Here is a 22,055-nt window from a genome sequence, read left to right as displayed (position 1 = left end):
GCAAGGTTTTTAGGGTAGTTTTTCAAATTTCAAAAATTTGAATACGCTTTGAATACACCTAAAGGAGCTTATTCGTGACCACCCCAGACTTTAAGAAAGCAAAAGACCCCCTGGATTGCTCCAGAGGGTCTTTGCAGCGGGAAGAGCGAGATTCGAACTCGCGATAGGATTAAGTCCTATACGTCCTTAGCAGGGACGCGCCTTCGGCCAGCTCGGCCATCTTCCCATCTTGGGGACACAAATTTTAGATAAAATTCGGTAATTTTTCAAGGGTAAAGACGCAAAAATGGCAAATTTAGCCCCATAATGGCACTTTTTTTTACATTACATGGAGCAAAAAAACAAATTTTCTAAATTTTATACATGCGTCTCTTCTCCAAATTGTTCAAAATCGTGGCCGCTTTTGCATTAGTCGGCCTCATTTGTTGCATTCCCGCCTATATCGTCGTATTCAAGATACTCCCGACCCAGGATCCGGACAACCAGTTCAACCGTTCCACCATTCTGCAGGTGCTTTCGGGCGAAACTCGAGTCTATTATAATGACGGTGAAGAACTTTTGGGCGCCTTCTTTGACGCAAACCACCGCGTGTACGTGCCCTACGGCGACATTCCGGCCAATATCGTAAACGCCTTGATTGCCGCCGAAGACGCCGGCTACTGGACGCACTCCGGATTCAGCATTTACGGCTTTACCCGCGCCATGATTTCGAACCTCAAGAGTGGCCACATGCGTCAGGGGGGGTCAACCCTTACCCAACAGGCTGTGAAAAACATTTTCGGTCGCGAAGAACGAAGCATCAAGGAAAAGGGCAAGGAGCTCATTAACGCGCTCCGCATGGAAAAGCACTTTAGCAAAGAAGACATTCTGGAATTCTACCTGAACCAGTTCCACGTTTCGGGCACCGGCAAGGGTGTCGCCATTGCGGCCCAGTACTTCTTTAACAAGGAACTCAAGGACCTGACGCTTGCCGAATGCGCCTTTATTGCAGGCTCGGTAAAGGGCCCGTTCAACTACGACCCGTTTATTCAACGTAGCGCCGAACGTCGCGAAAAAGCACTCGCCCGCGGCAAGGAACGCCTGGAATACGTGCTTGGCCGCATGGTCGAAGAGAACTACATTTCTGAAGAAGAAATGAGCGAAGCGCTGGCCAAGCCGCTGGAATTCAACCACGGCAACTTCCGCTTTAGCGTGAGCACCATGCTTGAACGCATCGAAGAAAAACTGGACGGCGAATTCTTCCAGAAAAAGTTTGAAGCCGAAGGTATCGAAGACTGGCGCAAGGCACAGCTTTCGATTACGACGACCATTGACGCCCGCAGCCAGGACGCCGCAAAGACCGCTTTGCAGGCAAACATCAGCGGACTCCAGATGCAGCTCGGTGGCTTTGTGCTCCCGAAGGCCCAGTTCGCAAACCGCGCCCAAACCGCACGCAAGGGCGACTACCTGTACGGCACCGTCGACAGCATCATGGTCGACGAACAGGGTGGCCTCAAGGCATTGACGCTCAGCTTCGGCCAGCTCAAGGGCATGGTTTCTGAAGCATCGGTCAAGGACTTCGCGAAAAAGGCCGGCGGCGACGTGAACAAGATTTTGGCCCCGCAGCTCAAGAAGGGAGCAATCCTCTTGGTGAGCATCATGGACGATAAGCTTGTAGACGGCTTTGCCCCTTGCCAGATTGAAACGGAACCTGTACTGCAAGGCGCCCTGTTCGCTATCCAGAACGGCAACGTAATCGCAAGCCAGGGCGGTTTCCACAACACCGGATTCGACCGTAGCTTTAAAGCTGTGCGCCAGCTGGGTTCTAGCTGGAAACCAATTCTTTATGCACTCGCCCTCAAGTACCACTGGAATTACCTGGACATGCTTGAAAACGACTTCAACGTTTTCCAGTTCACCAATCAGTTCTATTTTCCGCGTCCGGACCACAAGAACAAGGGTGACGTCGTAAGTATCGCCTGGTCTGCAACACGTTCTGAAAACATTGCAAGTATTTGGCTTTTGGAACACTTGCTCGACAAGCTTTCGCTCGAAGAATTCAACGACATCGCCGCCGTGAACGACATGGCACGCCACGAAGACGAAGATACCAAGAAGTTCTTTGAACGCCTGCGTGACAAGTACGGCCTGATTTTGAAAGAAGATACCAAGCGCGAAATCGAATTCACCAAGGCCCGCGACGCTCTTGCCGAACGCTACAGGCTCGAAGGTAAAGACGCCAAGGCGCTCGACGTGCTGAACCTGCGCTACGGAACCTTTAACGATATCGCCGTGAAGCAGTCCAAGAAAGATGCGAAGACTCTCGGATTCATCAAGCACAACTACAAGCGCTATTCCGAAATCTTGCGCGAACGCCAGGCACAAGAACTGGACCCGTCGATTGTGCTCCCGCCACTGGATTCCGTGGTATTGCTCAACCACTTTACACTCGCCGATATGAAGCGCCTTTCGACCATGATCGAACCGGTGGACAGCGAAGTGGATTACCTGGATGCCGAACACCTGCGTTACTGGCCCGATTACAGACGCTCCTTGGCCTTTGCCGAATACGCACGTTTTGCCAAGGAAATCGGTATTCACCAGAAATTGCAGAAAGTGTTCAGTATGCCGCTCGGCGTGAACGACATTACGCTCGCCGAAATTTCTACCGCCTACCAGACGCTTTTAACCGGCAAGGTGTTCAAGTGCCTGGACGGCGACTGGACCGATCCGTGCTTCATCAAGGAAATCAAGAACCGCGACGGCAAGGTGATTTTCAAGAACAAGACCGAAAGCAAGGTAGTGCTTGGCGACACGATTACCTCGCAGGTAGCAGTGATGCTGCATTCCGTGTTCGTAAACGGTACGGCACGCAGCCAGTACACGCACATTACGGTGACCTCGCCGGATAAAGCCATTACGCTGCGCTACCCCGCCCTCGGTAAGACCGGTACCACCAACGATTACCGCAACGTGGCGTTCCTCGGCGCGCTCCCGACTTACGTGAACGAGAAGAACGGCATTTCTACTGATTCCGTGATTGCTATCGGCAGCTACGTGGGCTTTGACGACAACAAGCCGCTGAAATCGGGCCGCACGCGTATTGCAGGCGCGAGCGGCGGCCTTCCGCAGTGGGCTGACTTTGCGAAGAAAGAAATCGATATTTTGGGGCTGCCAGAAAAGATTGACTTCCTCGATATTTCGATGCTTGCCGCGGGCGAAGTTCCGCTGGTACTCCCGAATGAACGCGGCCAACTGACGGTTGACCCGATGACCGGAAGCATTATCGCAGGCGGTAGCGCCGAACAAGGTCGCCCGCTCCCGTGGATTGAGGTTCCGGGATTCACACCGCCGCAAGTACACGCCGCAGCTGCAGAAACCGCCGCCGAAAACGGAATCATGGTCAGTTTGCCCATGCCGGCCGCAGCACCCGCCGCCACCGCAGATTCTGCCAATGCAGCCGGCGCCACCCCGAGTGCTCCTGCCGAAGGCACTACCTCGGAAGGCGCCGCAGTGGCCGTGCCCGCACAGCCCGCACAACCGGCCCAGCCGAAGGCTGCCGCCATGCCCAAGGACGATGACTGGGATTTGCCTGAAGGCTTTGACAGCAAGAGCGCTTTCGTGCCTATCGAAGCGGATTGATAGTTAGCAGTTAGTAGTCGGCAAAACTTAGCGAAAGAAGAAAATAAAATGAGAATCAAGTTTTTTAGTTTGTTATCAGCAAGTGCTTTTGCACTGACGGCTTGCGTGGGCAATGCACCCGCTCCCGAAACAGAACCGACTAACGTTTCTGCAAACGCTTCTTCTGAGCAAGAGCAGCCCAGCACGCTGTCAAGCGACACGTCGCATCTGAACACGCAGGAACCGGGCTCCCCATCGGGCGCGATTTTCAATTCGCAGGCTCTCGACGGCTACCGCCTGGCCACCCCGGAAAACATTCCGACGGCACCGGAACACGAACCCGCAGCTAGCAATAGCAAAACGGCAGTCGCGATCGCAGACCCCTACACCGCAATCCCCGCGATTGTCCAGAGCATTTTTGATTACGCCAACACCTTGTACAACGCCGGCTACACCGATTCTGCAAGCGCTTACCTGGAACGTTTCCGTGTAATCAAGCCCTTATGGGAACAATGGGAATCTAAAGCCGATTCCATGTTGAACGAATTCGGAAAGATTCGAGCCGAAAAGGCGAAGGCTTACGAGCCGATGGTATTCCAGATTCAAAACATGAACCGTGCAAATTCCGACTACGACCTTGTAGCAGAAACCGCCGATAGTTTGATTGCTCTTGCTCCGGGCGATTCGCTGACCCAGTGGGCAAAGGCGCAGAAGGGGGTTGCCTACAAGAATACGCTCTCCAAGGCAAAGAAAGAATACGCCGCCATCAAGGACCTAGCCGACAACCAGGCGCAATTTGCCGAAGCAGAAAAGCAGGCTCTCACGTTCCAGATGCGTTACCGCGACTTTGAAAACGACCTCCATATTCAGGCGCTCATCGACCACATTCGCGAACTGGCACAAGCAAACGATGCCGAAGCCACCAAATACTGGGAATCTCATGACCCGGCACAGGCTCTTGCCAAAGCCGACACGCTCTTGCAAAAAGAAAAATTCGGCGAAGCCAAGGAGCTTTTGAACAAACTTAAATCCAGCAAGCTCCGCAAAGAGGCGAACGAACTTTATACAAAACTTGCAGACAACTTCTGCACCAAGCAACGCAAGACAACGAGTCAGATATTCGCCAAGGCCCAAAAGCAAAAAGATGCGGCCAAGAAGAAAAAGCTGTTGAACGAAGCAATCGCCCCGCTGGACAAGTGCCTGACAGAATATCCGGACAATCCGCAGAAGCAGAAAGTCGAAGAGAACAAGAAGTTTCTGGAAACGGAATTAGGAAAGTAAATCAGATGTGGGATGTGGGATGTGGGATGTGAAATGAGTAATTACACATTTCACATCAGTCATTGCACATTGTTTTTACAATTCTACTAATATGCCGGCTTGCACGTAGGCGTAGCCTTTGCCTTCGTGATCAAGGAACTGGTAGCCGCCCATCAACATAATTGACGAATAGTCGCCGTTCTTGATGTCAAAGCCGCCGCCGGCGCGCCAGAACATCTGATGGTTCGAGCCAAAGAGATAGCCCCAGTCACCGGTTGCTACCGGGAGCGCCGTGCTACCGATGGGCAAGCGAACCCACACACTGCCCGAAACCGGAATCAAGCTCACGTTGTCGATTTCTTGATAGCCCGAGCCGATGCCGAAAAAGAGCATCTGGTCAATGGGATACCAAAAGTGACCGAAAACGTTCAAGTTGAACTTGCCGATTTCGCTCACATGATTGACGACACCACCCTGCACATCCATGGTAAAGGCACTTGCCGGTACCGCGGCAAACGCAAAAGCAAACAGAATAGATGTCAGAAACTTTTTCATATCTACAATATAACTTAAAATTCACTAAAGATTCTTCGACTTCATTGCACTACTACCCAAAGGGCATAACTCAACTTGAGAACTAAAGTTCTTAGTTTCGTATAGCTCAGAATGACACTTCTAACCGACTACTGTCTACTTCCTACTAAAATCACTCATCGCTGCGGGTTTCGCGGGCCCAACCGCCGCTCTTTTCAGGCTTGAAGGCCATAAAGAAACCTTTAAGCATGGCGTAGTTCATCGAGAGGAAGTAGTAGCCGCTCGGCACAATCTTGAAACCGGCCACCAACAGCGAAAGCGTCATCACGCCAAAGAAAATCTGGTAGAAGAGTCCGCTCGTGAGCAGGCAAGCGTTGGCGACAAACAGCAAAATCAAGATGTGCGGCGAGAACCAGCGTAGAATCTTGTGCGAGAAGAACAAGTAAGCAAGCAACGGGTGCAGCGGATTCAACAGCGGCAAGTAAGAGAACAAGAAATTAAAATTCGCGCGGCCGATACGCACCTTGCGGCGGAATTCACCGCTAGACTCCTTAGACGTCTGTTCAGTGCCGATAGCGCTTGTCACGAACGTGCAGTAATAGCCTTTTTCAAGAACCTTTGTCGTCACAAAGAAGTCATCCATGACGCTCTTCTTGACCGGCAGTTCCGTATACAGTTCGCGGCGTATTGCATAGAGGGCGCCGTTACCGCCGATCAGCATGTCAAGAATGCCTTCGAACTTTTTGATTTCGGATTCCAAATCCCAGTAAGAGCTTTCGCCGCGACCCAGCGTAGAACCGCTCTTGTCCGACAGAATCAAGTGACCGCATGCGCAACCGATTTTCTTGTCCTGGAACGGAATCACGAGCTTGCGCACTACATTCGGGAAGAACATCGTGTTTGCATCGCAGAAGAGTAAGATGTCGTTCTTTGCAATTTTGTTCAGGCGGTTCAGCATGGCGGCCTTGCCCGCATTCTTGGGCGCCTTGACCAGCGTAATTCCCTTGTCGGCATAGCGGGCAACGATTTCGGCGGTCTTGTCGGCAGAGCCGTCATCACCGATCAAGACTTCAAGTTTGTCCTTGGGGTAATCGAGTTCCAGAATGTTCTGGATTTTGCGTTCAATTACAGCCTCTTCGTTGTAGGCCGAAATCAGAATCGACACCGTTGGCAGTTCAACGTCACCTTGTTCCGGAGACTTGCGACGCTTGAAGATTTCACTCACGAACGGGAGCGTCATCGGGAACAGCAGGTAGCAATGCACCAGCAAGAAAATCATCAGCCAAAAGACAATCTGCGCGTAAAAAAGGATTTGTTCATTCATCGAGCCATCCACTCCTTTTCTTTTTCAAGGAACTGGTACAGCATGTATTGCAGTTCTTGCGGCGACATAGAGTCAGTCACCGTCAAAATGCTCATTCCCTTCGGGGCAACAAGCACAAAAGCCGGAAGCGCGTTCAGTTCCCATACATCAAAATAACAACGTTGCACCGTTTTCTTTTGACCATCGCACATGATGGTATCTTGTGAATCGGCATTGAGCTTAACGGCATAAAAACGCGTGTTCAAAAGCGAGGCCACCGTGGGGTCGCTGTACACGTTCGCATCCATCACGCGGCAGGGAATGCACCAGTCCGCATACAAATCCACAAAAATCAGCTTCGGCCCCGTCTTCGCCTTTTCAAGCGCTTCATTGTAGCCCATCCAATGTACCATGGATTTTTTAGCAGCCTTCTTGGCAGGCACCGCATCGTTCAGAGGGGCAGCAAAAGTAACCGACACGCAAAGTGCTACAAGCATCAACAAGCGAAAAATCAATGTACACCTCCCTTGTGGGCGGGCATCTGGTTTTGCGGCGCCGGAATCTTCGGCAGGCGCGCCTTTGGACCATTACCCTTTTGAAGAGCCTCTTTTGCATCTACTGTCGCGGCCTGCGGAGGTGTCAGCAGAGAATCGATGCGGGCGTTTACCGCCTTCTGGAACGGCACCCACTGGCGCTCGTCATTCAGGATTTCGTCGGTTTTGGCGAGGAACTGTTCGCGGGTATAGCCCGCCGCCTTCAAAGCGTCTTGGCGCACCAGGCGACCCATCGGAGAATCCTTGCCATAAGTAATTTCGGCCACGCGCAGTTCGACAAACAAGTCTACGAACTTCTGGTCGACCGAAACTTCGCCGCTACAGCCGAAGAGACTTCCACAAAGCGCAAAAGAAATCAAAACGTAAAGGAGATGCCGGGACAAGCCCGGCATGACATGATCGGGGGCCACTATGATGTTTGCTTCTTTTTCGCTAAACTTCATAAGGTCCCGTTACTATTCCTTTTCTTCCAGAGCGTTTTCGAAAAGGCCTTCCACGTATTCGGCCTTGCTGAAAGGCACCAGCTGGTCAATGCGTTCGCCCATGCCAATCCAGCGGATAGGAATCTGGAGCGAGCTTGCAATCGAAAGCACTGCGCCGCCACGGGCCGTACCGTCGAGCTTGGTCACCACGAGGCCGGTGAGCGGGAAACTCTGGTTGAAAATCTTCGTCTGGTTGATGGTGTTCTGTCCGGTGTTGCCGTCGATTACAAGCCACATGTCGTGCGGCATGTCGGGGTTTACCTTCTTGATCACGCGGACAATCTTCTTGAGTTCTTCCATCAAGTAGTCCTTGTTGTGCAGACGGCCGGCGGTATCGATAAGGACCACGTCGCAGCCGCGGGCCACCGCCGCGTTGCAGGCGTCGAACGCCACTGCCGCGGGGTCACTTCCTTCCTGGTGCTTCACGAATTCGGCACCACTACGCTCGGCCCAAGTTTCAAGCTGGTCGATGGCTGCAGCGCGGAACGTGTCGCAGGCCGCAATCATCACCTTCTTGCCTTCGTCTTTAAGGCGTGCGGCAAGCTTACCGATTGTAGTCGTTTTGCCGGCGCCGTTCACGCCAATCACAAGCACCACATGCGGCTTACCCTTGAGCTCGAACGGCGGCGGGTCCTTCAAGAGGCGTTCCGCTTCGCTTCGCATAATGCCAAGCACCTGTTCGGTCGTGAGCGACTTGCCCAGCGCCTGTTCACGAAGCGCATCGGTCAACAGAAACGCCGCTTCGACACCCACGTCGGCCTTGATCAAGTGTTCTTCGAGTTCCTCAAGAGTGTCGTCTGTAATTTTGCCTGCACCGACAATACCCTTGAGTTCGCCCATCAAGGCGTCGCGGGTCTTGGCAAGGCCACTCTTAATGGCAGAAAAAAGTCCCATTCGAAAATTTCCGTAAAATCGTTAAACGATGCTTTCGACCTTGTCGACCAGGCCGTAGGCCTTGGCCTCTTCGGCACTCATAAAGTTGTCGCGTTCCGTGTCGCGGTCGATTTCTTCCATGGTGTGGCCAGACGTTTCGGCGAGAATCTTGCCCGTAATGTTGCGGATGCGCAGCATTTCTTCGGCCTGAATCTGGATGTCGCTTGCCGGGGCGACAATTTCACCGTGAATCAGCGGCTGGTGAATCATGATGCGGGCATTGGGCCACGCATAACGCTTGCCCTTTGCTCCCGAAGTCAAAAGTACCGCACCCATGGATGCTGCCTGACCGCAGCAAACCGTGACCACGTCGCTCTGGATAGCGTTCATGCAGTCGTAAATGGCAAGGCCACTGGAAATCACGCCACCCGGGCTGTTGATGAAGAAATAGATATCGTCGTGATTCAAGGAATCCAGGTATAAAAGTTCCTTCACAATACGTTCGGCGATTTCGTCATCGACACCGCCCCACAAGAAAATTTTGCGCTTGGAGGCAAGGAATTCTTCAGCCTTCTTCATGATCTCGGAAGGGGCGTTCTCTTTCTTTTCGTTGCAATCTGCCATAATAAATCCTTTTTGTTCGGGTACAATTTAGAAAATTCAATATATTATCGTCTTTTCATACCCATTTGTAAAGCAAGGATTTTAAAGGATTTGCTTATGATTCCGGCACAGCGCCCTATTTTACGGCCTTGAAGGTTTCGGGATAAAGCTCTTTTGCAGACTGCATCACCGCTTGGCGCGTGGAATCATGCTCGTCGCATTTCAGATTAAATCGATCGTTTTCGACTATGTCGAATTCAATCTTGCCGATAGCCGTCGCCTTGTCTTTTTCCACCTTCCATGGAGAACAATAATAACCAGTGTATCGTTCAGGGTCGGCATTTAAAGGAGTTTGGATCAACTCACGCAAAAATGTTTCGTAATGAAAAAGCAGCGTCCTAAACGAATAGGTACTGTCTTCCAAGAACAGCGAATACAAATGTGTTCCCTTTTTAAGAATCAGTTTTTTATTCGACCTTGCGGCACCATCATCAATAAAAACAGAGGCAGAATCTCTACCCTTCAGCGTGATTTCGACAAACGCAATGCCGTAATCTTGCGGAATGTCCGAAGAGTCCGTCCACACGATAGGCACGAATAACGCGCACCCCGCCAAGAACAAAAGACTGGACAGAAAAAGCAATAAAACTTTCATTCGCATACAAATTTTCCTCTTTGTCTAAGGTAAAGATAATAAAAAACGCTATTCGGGTAAAATTCTTTTTTCCGCAAAAACAAGGGGCAAAAGTAGACACTTTGGCTCGTTTTGGCGTGTATATAAAGAGGAGGTCATAAAAAACAAAAGGACAATATGAATACGAAAAATAACTCGCAAAACTTGAATACGTTGACAAATTCAAACTCTTTACCTATATTCTAATATGAAGTTCATTGTAGAAAAGTTGCCTGCCGCCGCTGCCGAAATTAACGCCTTGGAGCAATCTCAGAAAGAACTTCTGAACAAGGAGTACGAAACAATTGAAAAACAGGGACTAGAATATGTTCGTGTAAGACCACTTCAAAAAGAAATTTTTGAAATCAAGTCGAATGAACTACGGTCTTTGTTTAAGTACAAGGCAGGAGCGATTATTGTAATTGGAGTTGTCTTCGTAAAAAAGACACAAAAAACTCCGAAAGAAAAGATTAAACTCGCCATAAAGCGATTGAAGGAGGTTTAGATGCCGTATGTTTATGTGAAAGATTCCGAAGGATTCGTATTCAAGAAAAAAGAATCGGATGTCGCTGCAGATGAAAAGATTATCTCGGAAAAAGAATATCTGAAAAAATCGGGCATTGCCCTTTACGAAAAAAAGTTCGGGCACGGCGGTGCGCGCGAAAACGCGGGCAGAAAAACGAAATTCGCCTCTCCGCTGAAATTTCAGATTCGAGTCACAAAAGAGGAAAAGGAATTTCTTGCATTCGCAAGGAGCAACAAGCTCAATTTCGCAACTTTGATGAACCTTGCCGCGAAACTAGATTAACGCCGCTTACAAGCATATTTTTTTCAGTTTTATGTTCCACTGCCCATAAAAAATATACATTATGGGTGTAAACCCTTATTTTTAGGACACTTATGGCATTTATTCGTGCAATTTTCTACTACTTGTTCATTGGAGTAGGGCTTTTCGTTGTCGGTCTTCCGTTCATGTTTTACAAGGGCGTGCTTTGCAGGCGCTGGGCAGACAGCACCCGCATATGCATCCCGTTTTTCCAGGTTTTGTTCAAGTTGTCGGGAATCAAGGTCGAAATCGAAGGCAAGGAGAACATTCCGGACCACAAGAAGTTCGTGCTCATAGCCAACCACCAGAGTTTTTTGGACATCAACGTGATTTGGCCCTCGATTACCATGACCTCGTTCATTGCGAAGGCGGAACTCTGGAAGATTCCCGTGTTCGGCTGGGTCTTGACTAAAATCGGCTGCATTCCGGTGCACAGGAACCCGCGCAAGAACCTGGGCATGGGCGCTGTCGTGAAAAAGCGCCTCGAAGACAACGTGACCATTTCGGTGTTCCCCGAAGGCCACCGCAGCAACGACGGGCACATGCTCCCGTTCCAGAACGGAATTTTCCGCATGGCCAAGGAAAACAAGTTTCCGCTCCTGCCGGTGACGCTTGTGGATACGGGCAAGCGGCTTTCCAAGACCAAGTGGGCAATGACCCCGGGTGTCGTGAAGATTGTGGTGCACCCGCTCCAGACACCCGAAAGCTTTGAGAACAAATCCGCCACGCAGCTGCGCGACGAGATTCACAACATGATTTCTTCGGCGCTGCCCTACAGACAGGCCGACGCCGCCACCGCGGCAAACAAGGAGGCCTAATATGGCTCAGCATTTACCTAGCGAAGAACAGATTATTGCCATTTTGCGTGACGAACCGATGGTCGGTAGCCGCCTGCGTAGCGCACTCGGGCTGCCCAAAAAGCAGAAGATGGCCTTTAAGCAGATGCTCGCCGACATGGTGGACCGCGGGCTTTTGAAGCGTACCAGCCACAAGGAATACCAGCTGGGCGATGGCGAAACTGTCGAAGAAAAGCGCGAAAAGCGCGTGAAGAAGATTGCGGAACAGTACCCCGAAGACAACCGCCGCCTGGGCGCACGTAGCCGCCGCCAGACGGGCAAGGAAAACGAGACCCGCGTAAAACGCGGAATACTCCACCAGACGGGCGAAGAAGAATGGGAAGTGCACGAACTCGAAACCGGCAAGGTGTACGAGATGTGCCACCGCAGGCAGGCCCCGGGCAAGGAAGGCGAAACCATCAGCTTTACGCTGTACCCGCACCCGAAACTCAAGCATAGCTACCTCGCAAAGGTCGACCGCACTGCCGAAGCGATGAATATCAGCTGGGACGAAGTCAAGACCAAGTTCATGGAAGACGCGAACTTGCCCAAAGACTTTAGCCCCGCCATCAAGAAATATGTGGACGGCGTCAAGGAGCCGTGCGGCAAGGACTTCAAGGGCCGCGTGGATTACAGGCAGCTCACGATTCTCTGTATCGACCCCGATGGCGCCATGGACCATGACGACGCCATTAGCGTGGAACGCACCCCCAAGGGCTACAGGCTGGGCGTGCACATTGCCGACGTGAGCTACTACGTCCCCGAAGGGAGCGAACTCGATGAAGAGGCTCTGGAAAGGAGCTACACGCAGTACCTGCCGTGGACCGCCGTGCCGATGCTCCCGGATAAGCTTTCGAGCAATGTTTGCAGCCTGCACCAGGGTGTGGACCGTTGCGCATTCACCTGCATGATGGAACTCGACAAGCACGCGAACGTGCTCAGCTGGGATTTCCACCGCAGTATCGTGAAGATTACCAAGTCCATTACCTACGAGCAGGCAATGGAAATGATGAAGAACGGCGACGACGACATCAAGGCGCTCGCCGAGGTGACCGCACTCTTGAAGCAGAACCGCACCAAGGACGGCCTGCTGGAATTTCAGAGCACCGAATTCGGCTGCAAGTTCAACGAAAAGGGCGAACCGGAAAAGATTTACCCGCGCGTAACCGACGAATCAAATTCGTGGGTGGAAGAATGCATGCTCATCGCAAACAACTGCTGCGCAAAGGAACTCAAGAAGCGCAAGCTCCAGGGCATTTACCGTATCCACGAAGCGCCTGACACCAAGGACATCATGGAACTGTACTACATGTACCCGGACCTGTTCAAGGATTCTCCGGTGATGTTGCGCGACCTGGGCAAGCCCCGCAGCGGCGACACGAACCTGAACCCGACGGCATTCAAGCTGTACGAACATTTGGTGAAACGCGCCCAAGGCGACGAGACGCTCACGAACCGCATTCTGCGCAGCATGCAGAAGGCGCATTACGACAGCAACAGCTTCGGCCACTTTGCGCTGAACTGGCAGGACTATGCGCACTTTACGAGCCCGATTCGCCGTTACGCCGACTTGTGGTGCCACCGTGAACTCGCGCGCAAGGGCAAGGAAATTACCGCCGAACGCAAGAACAGCGTCATTGAAGTGTGCGACCTGATTTCGGCAAATGAAGTCAAGAACCAGAAAATCGAACGCATCGCCATCAAGGTGTGCAGCTGCTGGATTTTGAAGAGCCACATTGGCGACGACTTCGAGGCAACCGTCACGGGCATCGAAGAATGGGGAATCTACGTTTCTATCGCAGACCCGATTGCTGAAGGCCTGGTGCGTTTCCGCGATATTGCCGGTGACGACTTCTACGTATTCAACCCTGATCAGGGTCTCGCTTTTGGCAAGAAGAGCGGGCGTACGTTCCGGCGCGGCGACAAGGTGCTGGTGCGCCTTTTGCGGGTAGACCCGCTGCGCGGTCAGGCGGACTTCAGCATTATCGAAAAACTCTCTAGCGAACCGAAGAAGCGCCGCCGTCAGGGTGAATCGCGCGACGTTCATGAACGCGCTGACCGCGCCGCCGCGGCGGAAGCCCTCGGCTACGTGAGCCAGCCCGACGATGACTTCGACGACGATGTTCCGGAATTCGTTTCGGCGCACAGCCACATGAACCGTGGCGGTCGCGGAAAATCACGCGGCGGCAGGTTCGATTCCGACGCCCCGAGTTTCGAACGTTCTGGCCGCAGTTCTCGCGGCAAGGGCGGAAGTTCTCGTGGTGGCGACCGAAACAGCCGCGATGACCGCGAAGGATTCCATGTTGCAAGCAAGCCGCGTAGGGGCGGCTCCCGCAAGGGTGCCGGTCGCAGCCAAAGCCGCGGACGCGGCGGCAGAAGGTAATTTATGTCTAGTAACGGCAAGGTCATTCTCTACGCCAGCTACCAGACCGGGGAAATTCTCCCCGGGTATGTACGGTTTGCGCTAAAGCATCTCGCCGAGACTGACTTTACCGTCGTACTGCTCACGAACAAGCGTCCGCTTTCGGCAGAAACGTTAGCGTTTATCGAAGACAACGGAATCAAGCTTTACCTGACCGAAAATCACGGATTCGATTTCGGCATGTGGCGCAGGTTCCTGAAAGATGTTGCCAACAGCCGTAGCAGCCTCGTGGAATTCAACAGCATCACTCGCCTGCTGCTCGTAAACGATTCTATCGTCTACTTCCAGAACAACTTTGCCGACTTTATCCGCCGCGCCGAAGCGAGCACCGCCGACGTGGTATCGCTTACGCAAAACGACGAAGTTCGCCCGCACCTGCAATCGTTCTTCTTGTACCTAAAGCAAGAAGCCCTCGGAGCATTCTACCTGCACCTGCTTGAAACGCCCGAACAAGACACGTTCTATGACGTGGTGCACCGCCTCGAAATCGGCATGGCGAATGTATTCGACGAAGCCGAAATCAGGACTGCATCGCTATACAACACGCATTTACGAGCCCTGTTCGCCTACCCCGAGCTGATTGCACAAGGCGGCGGATTCATCAAGCGCAAGCTCTTGCAGCATCGTTTCAGCTTTAAAGAGAAAGCCCATTTTATTCGTCAAAAGGCCTACAACGCCTTGAACGCCGACTACCACAAGATGATTCTGGACGCAGGACTTGCTCCCGACTTTAAAGAAGAATGGCTCCCGAAACCTGTTGGCAATTCTACAAGCCAGGCATTAGACAAACTTTGGCAGAACGCATTCGACAAAGTCGGCTGGCCCGTGCTCCGCACCGCCATTAAAACAAAATACAAGATTCTCGGCAAGCCGCTTGACGGCGACGAGTACAAATAAATTTTGTTACTATGCAAAAGCTCCCGAAAAAATCGGGAGCCTTTCCAATATAAATCTTGAGAGCTATTACTTCACGATTTCAGCGTCGACGACCTTCTTGCCATTCACGGTCTTCGGGCCGTTATTGCCGTTGTCGCGGCGGATGATCTTGTACTGAATGATGCTCCAGAAGTTGGACACGATCCAGTAGAGCACAAGGCCAGACGGCATCACCGCGCTGAAGAGGAACATCATGGCCGGCATCATCCAAGTCATCATCTTAGCCTGGGCAGGGTCCATGGCGCCGTTGCCGCTCATGGTTACCTTGGTCTGGAAGTAGGTAGTGACCACCATGATCCACGGGAGGAGAGCGAGGCCATCGGGCATGAGGAACGGAATGCTGAAGCCGTGGAAGATCACGTCGCTACGGCTGAGGTCGGTAATCCAGAGGAAGGCCGGCATGCCGCGGAGTTCGACGGCGCGACCGAGCACGAAGAAAAGGCCCATGAAAATCGGCATCTGGATAATCATCGGGAGGCAGCCGCCGGTGCAGCTGGCGAGCGGGTTCACGCCGTTCTTGGCGTAGAGTTCCATGATGGCGGCCTGCTTCTTCTGCGGATCGCTACGGTACTTCACGTTGATCTCGTCGAGCTGCGGCTTGAGCTTGCTCATGGCAGAAGTCGACTTGAGCTGCTTGATGGTGAACGGGGTCGTAATGCCGCGCACGATGAAGGTCACGAGGATAATGGCGACGCCGTAGTTCGGAATGATGGAGTAGAAGAACTTGAGCAGCTTGAGGAGCATGGCGCAAATCCACACGAACCAGACGCTGGAACCGGGGAACCACTTGGAACCGGTCACGATAATCTTTTCGTAGCCCTGGCCGAGCGATTCGACTTCGGCCCATTCCAGCGGGAGCACCATAAAGTTGTAGGCAACGGAATCGCCGCGCACGGCGTCTGCAATGGAGAGGCTGTAGGTACCCGGATCCGGGTTGCCCTCGGTAGCCAGGTTGATGTGCTTGGCCTTGACCTGGGCGGGCACCGGAGAATCGAACTGCACCGACATGGCCACGTACTTACGGCGCATGCCGACCCAGTAGTAGTTGGCGTTGTCGAAGGTCATGGCATCGTTGAATGTTTCGCGTTCGGTAATTTCGTTGTTCTTGAAAATCACTTCGCTAAAGAAATAGCTGGTACCGCCGAAGCTCTTGCCCTTCGGGAATTCTTCGGTTTCACGCATGCCGCCCTTCCAGGAGAGCTCGTACTTGTCGACGCGGAAACCCTTGAACTTGTTCACCTGACGGACTGCGACGCCGGCCTTGGTGAAACCGTAGCTACGAACCAGCTGGTTGCCGTTAGCATCGGTAAAGACGAACTGCACCGTGGTATCGTTTTCGACATTGATCCATTCCGGAGCGTCTACATTGAACATAACTTCGGAAAGGTCGGCACCGCCGAGGTTCAGGTCGAGGGCGCCGAGCGCGGTATCTTGAATGAGTTCGGGGAAATGGTTTGCGGAATCCGGCAGGGCCTTGACGATAACGCTCTGGACCTTGCCGCCCTTGTTAGAAAGGGTCATGATGAACTTGTCGGTTTCGACCGTGACCGTGCGCGGTGCAATCACCTTCGGGGCTTCGACGGCGGCAGAGGAAGAATCGCTTGTAACGACACTTGATGTATCTCCCGCTGCCTTCAATTCCGAATTCTGAATTCCGGATTCCGAATTTCCAAGAACTGGGGCAGCCTTGATCTCGGCAGTTGCGCCGGGGAGCACGAGCCCGCTTGCGGACGGAGATTCGGCAGAATCGGCGACCTGGGCGGCGGCTTCCTTCGCTGCAGCCTGCTTTGCGAGCTTGGCCTTTTCGGCAGCTTCGTTGTTTGCGCTCGTCATGGAGAACCACCAAATCATGATGGCTGCGATAAGGACTGATCCGATAAGAGTATTCTTGTTCATCTCTTTTCCTTTTTGGGCGGGACCGGGTCATAGCCGCCCTTGCAAAACGGGTTGCATCTTAAAATTCTATAAACCGCAAGAAAGAAACCTTTGAACACGCCATGCACCTGGATTGCTTCAATCGCGTACTGTGAGCATGTCGGCTGGAACCTGCATACCCCGTGAAAAAAATAGGGGTGAATCAACTGGTACAGCCGGATAGGCACAATCAAGGCGCCTTTCAGGACTTCGTTAACCTTGTGCGTCCAAGCCATCGGTCCATTCCATCTTCTTGAAGACCTTGAGCGCCGATTCGCGCATGCGCGCCGAGGACATGACCTCGGAATTGTCGCTCACGATAATCATCGCCCACACGGGCTTTGCGATATGGGGAACCCTTTCAAAAAACAGGGGCCGCAGTAATCTACGGCACTTGTTGCGGTAAACAGCGTTACCGTTCTTCTTTTTTGCCAAAAAGCAAAAACGACAAAAACCGTCCGGGCTTTCTATCCAACGCATCGTGAAAGACGGCGTGCGGATGAACTTCCCATGGACGGCTACTTGCCGATAAGCTGGCTGGTTAGGCAGCCTATAGGAGCGCAACGAGGCTATGAGCCAATCCTACTTTTTGTAGATGGTGTCGCTCACGGTGAGGCGCTTGCGACCCTTGGCGCGACGACGGCTCAGAACAGCACGACCCCAACGGTCTTCCATGCGGGCACGGAAACCATGCTTGTTGGCGCGCTTACGATTATGAGGCTGGAATGTTCTTTTCATTGTAGTAACCTTTATTAAAAGTCAAATTTTTTGAGTCTCAAAATTAGAAAAATTCCTAGATAAATCAAGGGGTCGGAGGGCCGTGTAAGCAAGTTTTACGGACATTTTTACGATTTTCCCGCAGACGATTCAACTTATCAACAATCTATCAACATCTATTTTGAAGACTCCCGCCCGACGCCCGCACAACCAGGTCGGGGCGGCATTCGAAAAAAAATTATATTTCCAACCGCTATGAAGAAGAAAACACTACTTGCAATTTCTCTTTCGGTGGCCACCCTGATCGTCGGATGCGCCAGGGGGCTCAACCCGAGAGACCCCGATGTCTACAGAAACAAGACCGGTATTATCGGCGTGTTCCGCCAGACCGCCTTCTACTGCGAAGACGTGATGCCTCAGTACATGACACTTGGCTCCCAGAAGATCGTGGTGAAACCGGGCTGGAGCCACGAACAAGACAACCTGTTCATTAGCGAAATGAAGCCGGGTATTGCCCCGCTGTACAAGTACGAATACTCTTGCGGCGTCGACGAGACCAAGCTCTCGCTTGACACCACCGACAACGGCAAGAAACCCTTCCCCTACGCCGTGAAGATTCCGGACAAGGGCTTCTGCAAGATCGTGATTTCGTTCCTCGAAAACGACAACCTGTTCTCGCACAACGACGACCTTTTGAGTGAATCCTTCGAAAAGAACGAAGTGGCCGCCGGTTACCCGAACATTCCTTACTGCGACGTGATCGACACCAAGGGTAACGTGGTAACCTTCATGAACCGCGACTCGCTTTACCGCGAAGAGTACAAGGCCGCCCGCGAAAATTCCAAGAAACTGGGTACTGACGACATTTACCCGCTGGTTACCATCGAAGAAGGTTCCGACATGGCAAGCATGAGCGGCGACAACACCCAGGTCATTCTCGTCACATGGCACAACAATCCGGACCGTTTCAAGGATGGCGAATTGACCACCCTGAAAGACGGCGAAGTGCTTTGGGCCTACACCGACAAGGAATTCCTGAAATGGTTCCGCGAAAACAACGACAAGGTGGACAACTGGGATATCCGTTTGAAGCAGCTCTTGGGTAAGTCTCCCGAATCGGACAACAGGTACTTTACCGTGTTCTGGGTAAGGGTAACCGACGTATTCCGCCCGGCATACTTCCCCGAAATCAATAGCAACATGATGAATACGACCTTCACGAACACGCTCGAAGAAGACACGACGGCTAACGCCATGTGGTTCAAGAACTGGTTCGACAAGGAAAGCGCATCGCGCAACAGGGACGCCGGTCCGTGGACTCGCCTGGGTTATACTTACGACTGGGGCAATCCGAACAGCAAGTACGGTCTTTCGGAATTCATCGTGAAGGAAGGCGCCGAAATCGAAGTGAAGTTCACGCGCAAGAACCGCGCATTCCTCACGTGGCTTAAGGACAGACTCTAACCAGCGTCCTGTATAATTCCTGGCCGGCGGTTTGATACTTGCGTTCGAAGGCGGTTTCAGGATTTTCTGGATTAAACGCCGCGCACTCGACATCAAGATTTAGCGAAAGGCAGTCGCCTGCAATGCAGGCGGCTTCTTTGTATTCGCGGGCATAGATTTCCCAATTCGTGCGAAGTTCCGTGACTGGGCTCAGGCGCATGAGTACCGGAAAAATCGGGTGCAAATGAAAGCGCCGAGTAGCCTCGCTTTCCTTGGGCCAGGGGTTCGGGTAATAGAGCGCATGGTGCAGGACATTCCACTCGCCCGCCTGCACGCGATCGAGCGCGAGGCGCCAGAAATCCAACAGTTCCGCACGCACCCAGAAGGCATTCGCCGGAACATCGCAGGAGGCACCCGCCGAAACTTCGAGCTGCCGCTCGTTGCCGGCTTTTGAGAGCCGCACCGCCGACTTGTCGATTCCTATGACCGGGACATTCGGGAATTTCCTTGCCAGGTGCAGAGTGCTTTCGCCGGTACCGCAGCCGGAATCCAGCACAAGATCCAAGCGCCCTGTAGCCTTAGACCCATAAAAAGAGCACACGAAATCCGAGGCCATTTCAAACGCTTCGCGGGTATGGTCCGCGACCGGACGCAAAAAAGTCGTGGCAGCGTACTTGCGCACCACGGCTTCTAAATTCTTGTAGATGTCTTCTTGGTTTGATTTTACCGAATGAACTACGTTACCATTGGATTGCTTCGTCACTCCGTTCCTCGCAATGACGTATAACTATTTCTCCCAAATGGAGAGGCGATCGCCACCGATCAGTTCGACATCGTCGAGCCAGACTTCTGCGTAGCCGTCGATCGTCTTGAAATCCCACGCCAACTGGTTCACGCACTTGAAGGCGGCCTTGTCGGCCGGCAGCGGCACGCTCACTCGCACCCATACGCTATCAAGGCCGTATTCGGACTGGATCAATTTCTGGTGGTCCGGTTTCAGATTGGAATCAATGATGTTAAACACCACGGAACCGATACCCTTGATGCGGAAGGCGACGGAATCCACCGACGAGATGTCATTGCAAAGGGCCTTGTCGCTCTTGCCCAGTTCGACACCCATGGTTGCCCAGGGCCAATGAGCGACTCCGGTAGAATCCTTGACGATATCGCCGAAGTGGGCCGCCACGTGAGCAGAGATGTTTCCGTCTTCGTTCGCAAGCGTAAAGAGATGGTTTTCGCCGATAATGAAGTCGGGGGTCACGTTGTCGGCAAAGTCAAAATACCACCAACCACCATCGTAGGTACGTGCCGGCATAAAGCGGTTCTGGTAGTTGGAATCCTGGAAGTCTTCGAGCAACAGGGCTCGGCTTTCGTCAGCGAACGTGCCGGACACAGTGCTTTCGCCTGCGAGGACCTTCAAGTAAGTGCTGCTGGTATCGACGTCTTCGACATCGGGAATGAACACCAGGCTGAGCACGCCTTCGGGCAGGGAATCCAGCGTGAAGTTGCCGTCTTTTACCTTGGCGGAATGTTCCAGGCCGCGAACCTTGACAACACCCTTCAGGGACTTGTCGCCCACGCTACCCGAAACGGTTGCGGTTTTCTTGAGTCGGTCCTTACCGAGGTCGACACTTGCACCGTTCACCTGGACCGGAATCTGCAAGGCTTCGCCAGCGAGTTTCGCTTCGAGCGTGTAGTCGCCGTCTTCAACGCCTTCGATAGTCACATTGCCGTCCTTGTCAGCTTCGGCAGAATAAGCCTTTTCGTCGCCGAGAGCTTCGCTGTCCATGAGACGGACCTTGGCGAGAGCCGCCGGAGACTTTTCGGCTGTCAAAATCTGTGCGGTAATTGCGTTACCCGCTTCGGTACCGCTCGGGCCACCGCCGGCTGTTTTGGTTTCGCCACATGCAACAAGACCAAGCCCGAAAGAAAGGGCAAGGATCGAGGTCACGGCGAACTTAGCCATATTTGCGGGAGTATCCTTCAACACATCCCAAAAATAGAAATTTTCGTTGAGGTTGCGCATTACACCCCCTTGTTTTGCGGAGCGGCTCCGGTATCAGGGTCGTCCACTTTATCAGACAAAGGGAACATCGCAATATTCAAAGCATACACACGGTCGGCGCGTTCGCTCTTGCGGGCAAACTGCAACAGACCTCTACGGAATTCTTCGATACGGTGGCGGATTTCAGGCAGGTCGGATTCGTCGGCAGTAAACACCACAGACGAAATATCGCGTTCTTCGGGTTTGTGACGGTCGATCGATTCTTGCGCAAGTTCGATCGTATGCCTGTGGAAGTCGCGAACCGCCTGGCTCTTGACTTCGCCGCCGGTACTGATAATCTGGTCGGTAATGTTCCAACCGCCGTTGCCATCGGGCACCACAAGGCCAAGCTGCTTTAAAATGCCGAGTGCGGAGCGTGCTTCGTCCTGCGAAATGGCAGGATTCAAACTCTTGCCGAGCTTGCCGATATCGCTAGTGTCCTTGGTAATGCCAATCAGGGCGCGGAGTGCGGCGCATGCCCAGCTGCCGAAATACGAAAGTTCCGGCGTAGACAAGATTCGGGTCTCCATGGAGCGCAGTTCCATGAGCCGGTAGTACAGTTCCGAAAGGGTCTGCTTGGCCTTGGTCTTGTTGAAACGGTATAAAGTCTTGAAGTATTCGGCACGGCGGTCATCGAGTCCGCAAATGCGAATGAACGCCGGGAGCGTGCCCTCGTTCAAATGGCCCTCTTTCTGGAATACGCGAACAAGCCAGGCCGGGTCGACGCCGGTCTTCTGGCCAAGATAGCGGTACGAGGTGAAGGGGCTGCCTTTCTTGGTTTCGACAAACCAATCCTTCAGGAACTCGCGGTATTCCAAATAGTCTAATACTTCGGGCATAGCCATAATTTACCCAAATATAGATAGAAAATGTTTACAATCCGTTGAGAGTTATAAAGTTCCGTTGCTTTTTTTACAACAGCAATTCTCAACACCTCAAAAGCCCCCAAAATGCGATTTTTAGGAAAATCGCGGAATTTCTCTAATTTCAAGGATTTTGGCAGCGAAAACAGGCCACCGCGAGCAAAAACACCGA

At 52.6% G+C, this 22,055-nt stretch carries 22 protein-coding genes and 1 tRNA gene; 8 read left to right on the top strand and 15 right to left on the bottom strand.

Annotated elements, in window-relative coordinates; translation table 11 throughout:
- Positions 1-137: 137 nt before the first annotated feature.
- Positions 138-226, bottom strand: a tRNA-Ser gene (locus B7988_RS04980).
- 137 nt (positions 227-363) lie between these two features.
- Here B7988_RS04980 and B7988_RS04975 point away from each other — a divergent pair.
- On the top strand, positions 364-3,621 hold the full coding sequence (locus B7988_RS04975) for a transglycosylase domain-containing protein (protein ID WP_088657059.1): 3,258 nt from the start codon (positions 364-366) through the stop codon (positions 3,619-3,621).
- A 48-nt stretch (positions 3,622-3,669) separates the two neighbouring features.
- Positions 3,670-4,881, top strand: coding sequence for a hypothetical protein (locus B7988_RS04970; protein ID WP_088657058.1), 1,212 nt, complete (start codon positions 3,670-3,672; stop codon positions 4,879-4,881).
- Between the two features lie 75 nt (positions 4,882-4,956).
- Here the strand turns inward: B7988_RS04970 and B7988_RS04965 are convergent, their stop codons facing one another.
- The 7 genes from B7988_RS04965 to B7988_RS04935 form a co-directional block, all read right to left on the bottom strand.
- On the bottom strand, positions 4,957-5,415 hold the full coding sequence (locus B7988_RS04965) for a hypothetical protein (RefSeq protein WP_088657057.1): 459 nt from the start codon (positions 5,413-5,415) through the stop codon (positions 4,957-4,959).
- 151 nt (positions 5,416-5,566) lie between these two features.
- Positions 5,567-6,718, bottom strand: coding sequence for a glycosyltransferase family 2 protein (locus B7988_RS04960; RefSeq protein WP_088657056.1), 1,152 nt, complete (start codon positions 6,716-6,718; stop codon positions 5,567-5,569).
- Positions 6,715-7,212: a thioredoxin family protein gene (locus B7988_RS04955; RefSeq protein ID WP_249268854.1), complete on the bottom strand. Its 498-nt coding sequence runs from the start codon at positions 7,210-7,212 to the stop codon at positions 6,715-6,717. The genes B7988_RS04960 and B7988_RS04955 overlap by 4 nt, the downstream gene beginning before the upstream one ends.
- Entirely contained in the window at positions 7,209-7,694 is a 486-nt protein-coding gene (locus B7988_RS04950; RefSeq protein ID WP_088657055.1) for a hypothetical protein, read from the bottom strand. Before B7988_RS04950 ends, B7988_RS04955 begins: the two co-directional genes overlap by 4 nt.
- A 12-nt stretch (positions 7,695-7,706) precedes the next feature.
- Complete coding sequence (ftsY, locus tag B7988_RS04945) at positions 7,707-8,627, bottom strand: signal recognition particle-docking protein FtsY (RefSeq protein ID WP_088657054.1); 921 nt, start codon at positions 8,625-8,627, stop codon at positions 7,707-7,709.
- 21 nt (positions 8,628-8,648) lie between these two features.
- Complete coding sequence (locus B7988_RS04940) at positions 8,649-9,230, bottom strand: ATP-dependent Clp protease proteolytic subunit (RefSeq protein WP_088657053.1); 582 nt, start codon at positions 9,228-9,230, stop codon at positions 8,649-8,651.
- A gap of 115 nt (positions 9,231-9,345) precedes the next feature.
- Complete coding sequence (locus B7988_RS04935; protein ID WP_141225561.1) at positions 9,346-9,870, bottom strand: hypothetical protein; 525 nt, start codon at positions 9,868-9,870, stop codon at positions 9,346-9,348.
- A 220-nt stretch (positions 9,871-10,090) separates the two neighbouring features.
- Here B7988_RS04935 and B7988_RS04930 point away from each other — a divergent pair, with 220 nt between their 5' ends.
- The 5 genes from B7988_RS04930 to B7988_RS04910 all read left to right on the top strand — a co-directional run bounded on the left by B7988_RS04930 (position 10,091) and on the right by B7988_RS04910 (position 14,863).
- Complete coding sequence (locus B7988_RS04930) at positions 10,091-10,387, top strand: type II toxin-antitoxin system RelE/ParE family toxin (RefSeq protein ID WP_088657051.1); 297 nt, start codon at positions 10,091-10,093, stop codon at positions 10,385-10,387.
- Positions 10,388-10,690: a hypothetical protein gene (locus B7988_RS04925; protein ID WP_088657050.1), complete on the top strand. Its 303-nt coding sequence runs from the start codon at positions 10,388-10,390 to the stop codon at positions 10,688-10,690.
- A 92-nt stretch (positions 10,691-10,782) separates the two neighbouring features.
- Entirely contained in the window at positions 10,783-11,526 is a 744-nt protein-coding gene (locus tag B7988_RS04920) for a lysophospholipid acyltransferase family protein (RefSeq protein WP_088657049.1), read from the top strand.
- Position 11,527: 1 nt separating this feature from the next.
- Positions 11,528-13,927: an RNB domain-containing ribonuclease gene (locus B7988_RS04915; protein ID WP_088657048.1), complete on the top strand. Its 2,400-nt coding sequence runs from the start codon at positions 11,528-11,530 to the stop codon at positions 13,925-13,927.
- Positions 13,928-13,930: 3 nt separating this feature from the next.
- Complete coding sequence (locus B7988_RS04910; RefSeq protein WP_212668292.1) at positions 13,931-14,863, top strand: hypothetical protein; 933 nt, start codon at positions 13,931-13,933, stop codon at positions 14,861-14,863.
- A 66-nt stretch (positions 14,864-14,929) separates the two neighbouring features.
- Here the strand turns inward: B7988_RS04910 and B7988_RS04905 are convergent, their stop codons facing one another.
- From B7988_RS04905 to rpmH, 4 genes are read right to left on the bottom strand one after another with little or no spacing between them, the layout of a single operon-like run.
- Complete coding sequence (locus tag B7988_RS04905) at positions 14,930-16,798, bottom strand: YidC/Oxa1 family insertase periplasmic-domain containing protein (protein ID WP_088657047.1); 1,869 nt, start codon at positions 16,796-16,798, stop codon at positions 14,930-14,932.
- The gene (yidD, locus tag B7988_RS04900) at positions 16,795-17,052 is read right to left on the bottom strand and encodes a membrane protein insertion efficiency factor YidD (RefSeq protein WP_073321444.1); all 258 of its coding nucleotides are present in this window, start codon (positions 17,050-17,052) and stop codon (positions 16,795-16,797) included. The genes B7988_RS04905 and yidD overlap by 4 nt, the downstream gene beginning before the upstream one ends.
- On the bottom strand, positions 17,030-17,380 hold the full coding sequence (locus B7988_RS04895) for a ribonuclease P protein component (RefSeq protein WP_249268853.1): 351 nt from the start codon (positions 17,378-17,380) through the stop codon (positions 17,030-17,032). The genes yidD and B7988_RS04895 overlap by 23 nt, the downstream gene beginning before the upstream one ends.
- 18 nt (positions 17,381-17,398) lie before the next feature.
- The gene (rpmH, locus tag B7988_RS04890; protein WP_072979488.1) at positions 17,399-17,554 is read right to left on the bottom strand and encodes a 50S ribosomal protein L34; all 156 of its coding nucleotides are present in this window, start codon (positions 17,552-17,554) and stop codon (positions 17,399-17,401) included.
- Positions 17,555-17,788: 234 nt separating this feature from the next.
- Here rpmH and B7988_RS15155 point away from each other — a divergent pair, with 234 nt between their 5' ends.
- A complete protein-coding gene (locus B7988_RS15155) occupies positions 17,789-18,997 on the top strand; it encodes a hypothetical protein (protein WP_073321447.1) in 1,209 nt (402 codons plus the stop codon).
- On the opposite strand, the gene B7988_RS04880 is transcribed toward B7988_RS15155, so the two are convergent.
- The 3 genes from B7988_RS04880 to B7988_RS04870 are packed head-to-tail and all read right to left on the bottom strand — an operon-like array spanning position 18,981 to position 21,865.
- Positions 18,981-19,739, bottom strand: coding sequence for a methyltransferase domain-containing protein (locus B7988_RS04880; protein ID WP_088657046.1), 759 nt, complete (start codon positions 19,737-19,739; stop codon positions 18,981-18,983). The two genes, B7988_RS15155 and B7988_RS04880, sit on opposite strands and share 17 nt — an antisense overlap.
- 24 nt (positions 19,740-19,763) lie before the next feature.
- On the bottom strand, positions 19,764-21,002 hold the full coding sequence (locus B7988_RS04875; protein WP_088657045.1) for a hypothetical protein: 1,239 nt from the start codon (positions 21,000-21,002) through the stop codon (positions 19,764-19,766).
- Entirely contained in the window at positions 21,002-21,865 is an 864-nt protein-coding gene (locus B7988_RS04870) for a TIGR02147 family protein (RefSeq protein ID WP_233247946.1), read from the bottom strand. Before B7988_RS04870 ends, B7988_RS04875 begins: the two co-directional genes overlap by 1 nt.
- Positions 21,866-22,055: the final 190 nt, after the last annotated feature.

It is taken from the genome of Fibrobacter sp. UWB1 (assembly GCF_002210325.1).
Lineage (GTDB): Bacteria > Fibrobacterota > Fibrobacteria > Fibrobacterales > Fibrobacteraceae > Fibrobacter.
Note: the sequence above shows the minus strand (reverse complement) of the source record. Positions and strands in the feature narration are given on the sequence as shown.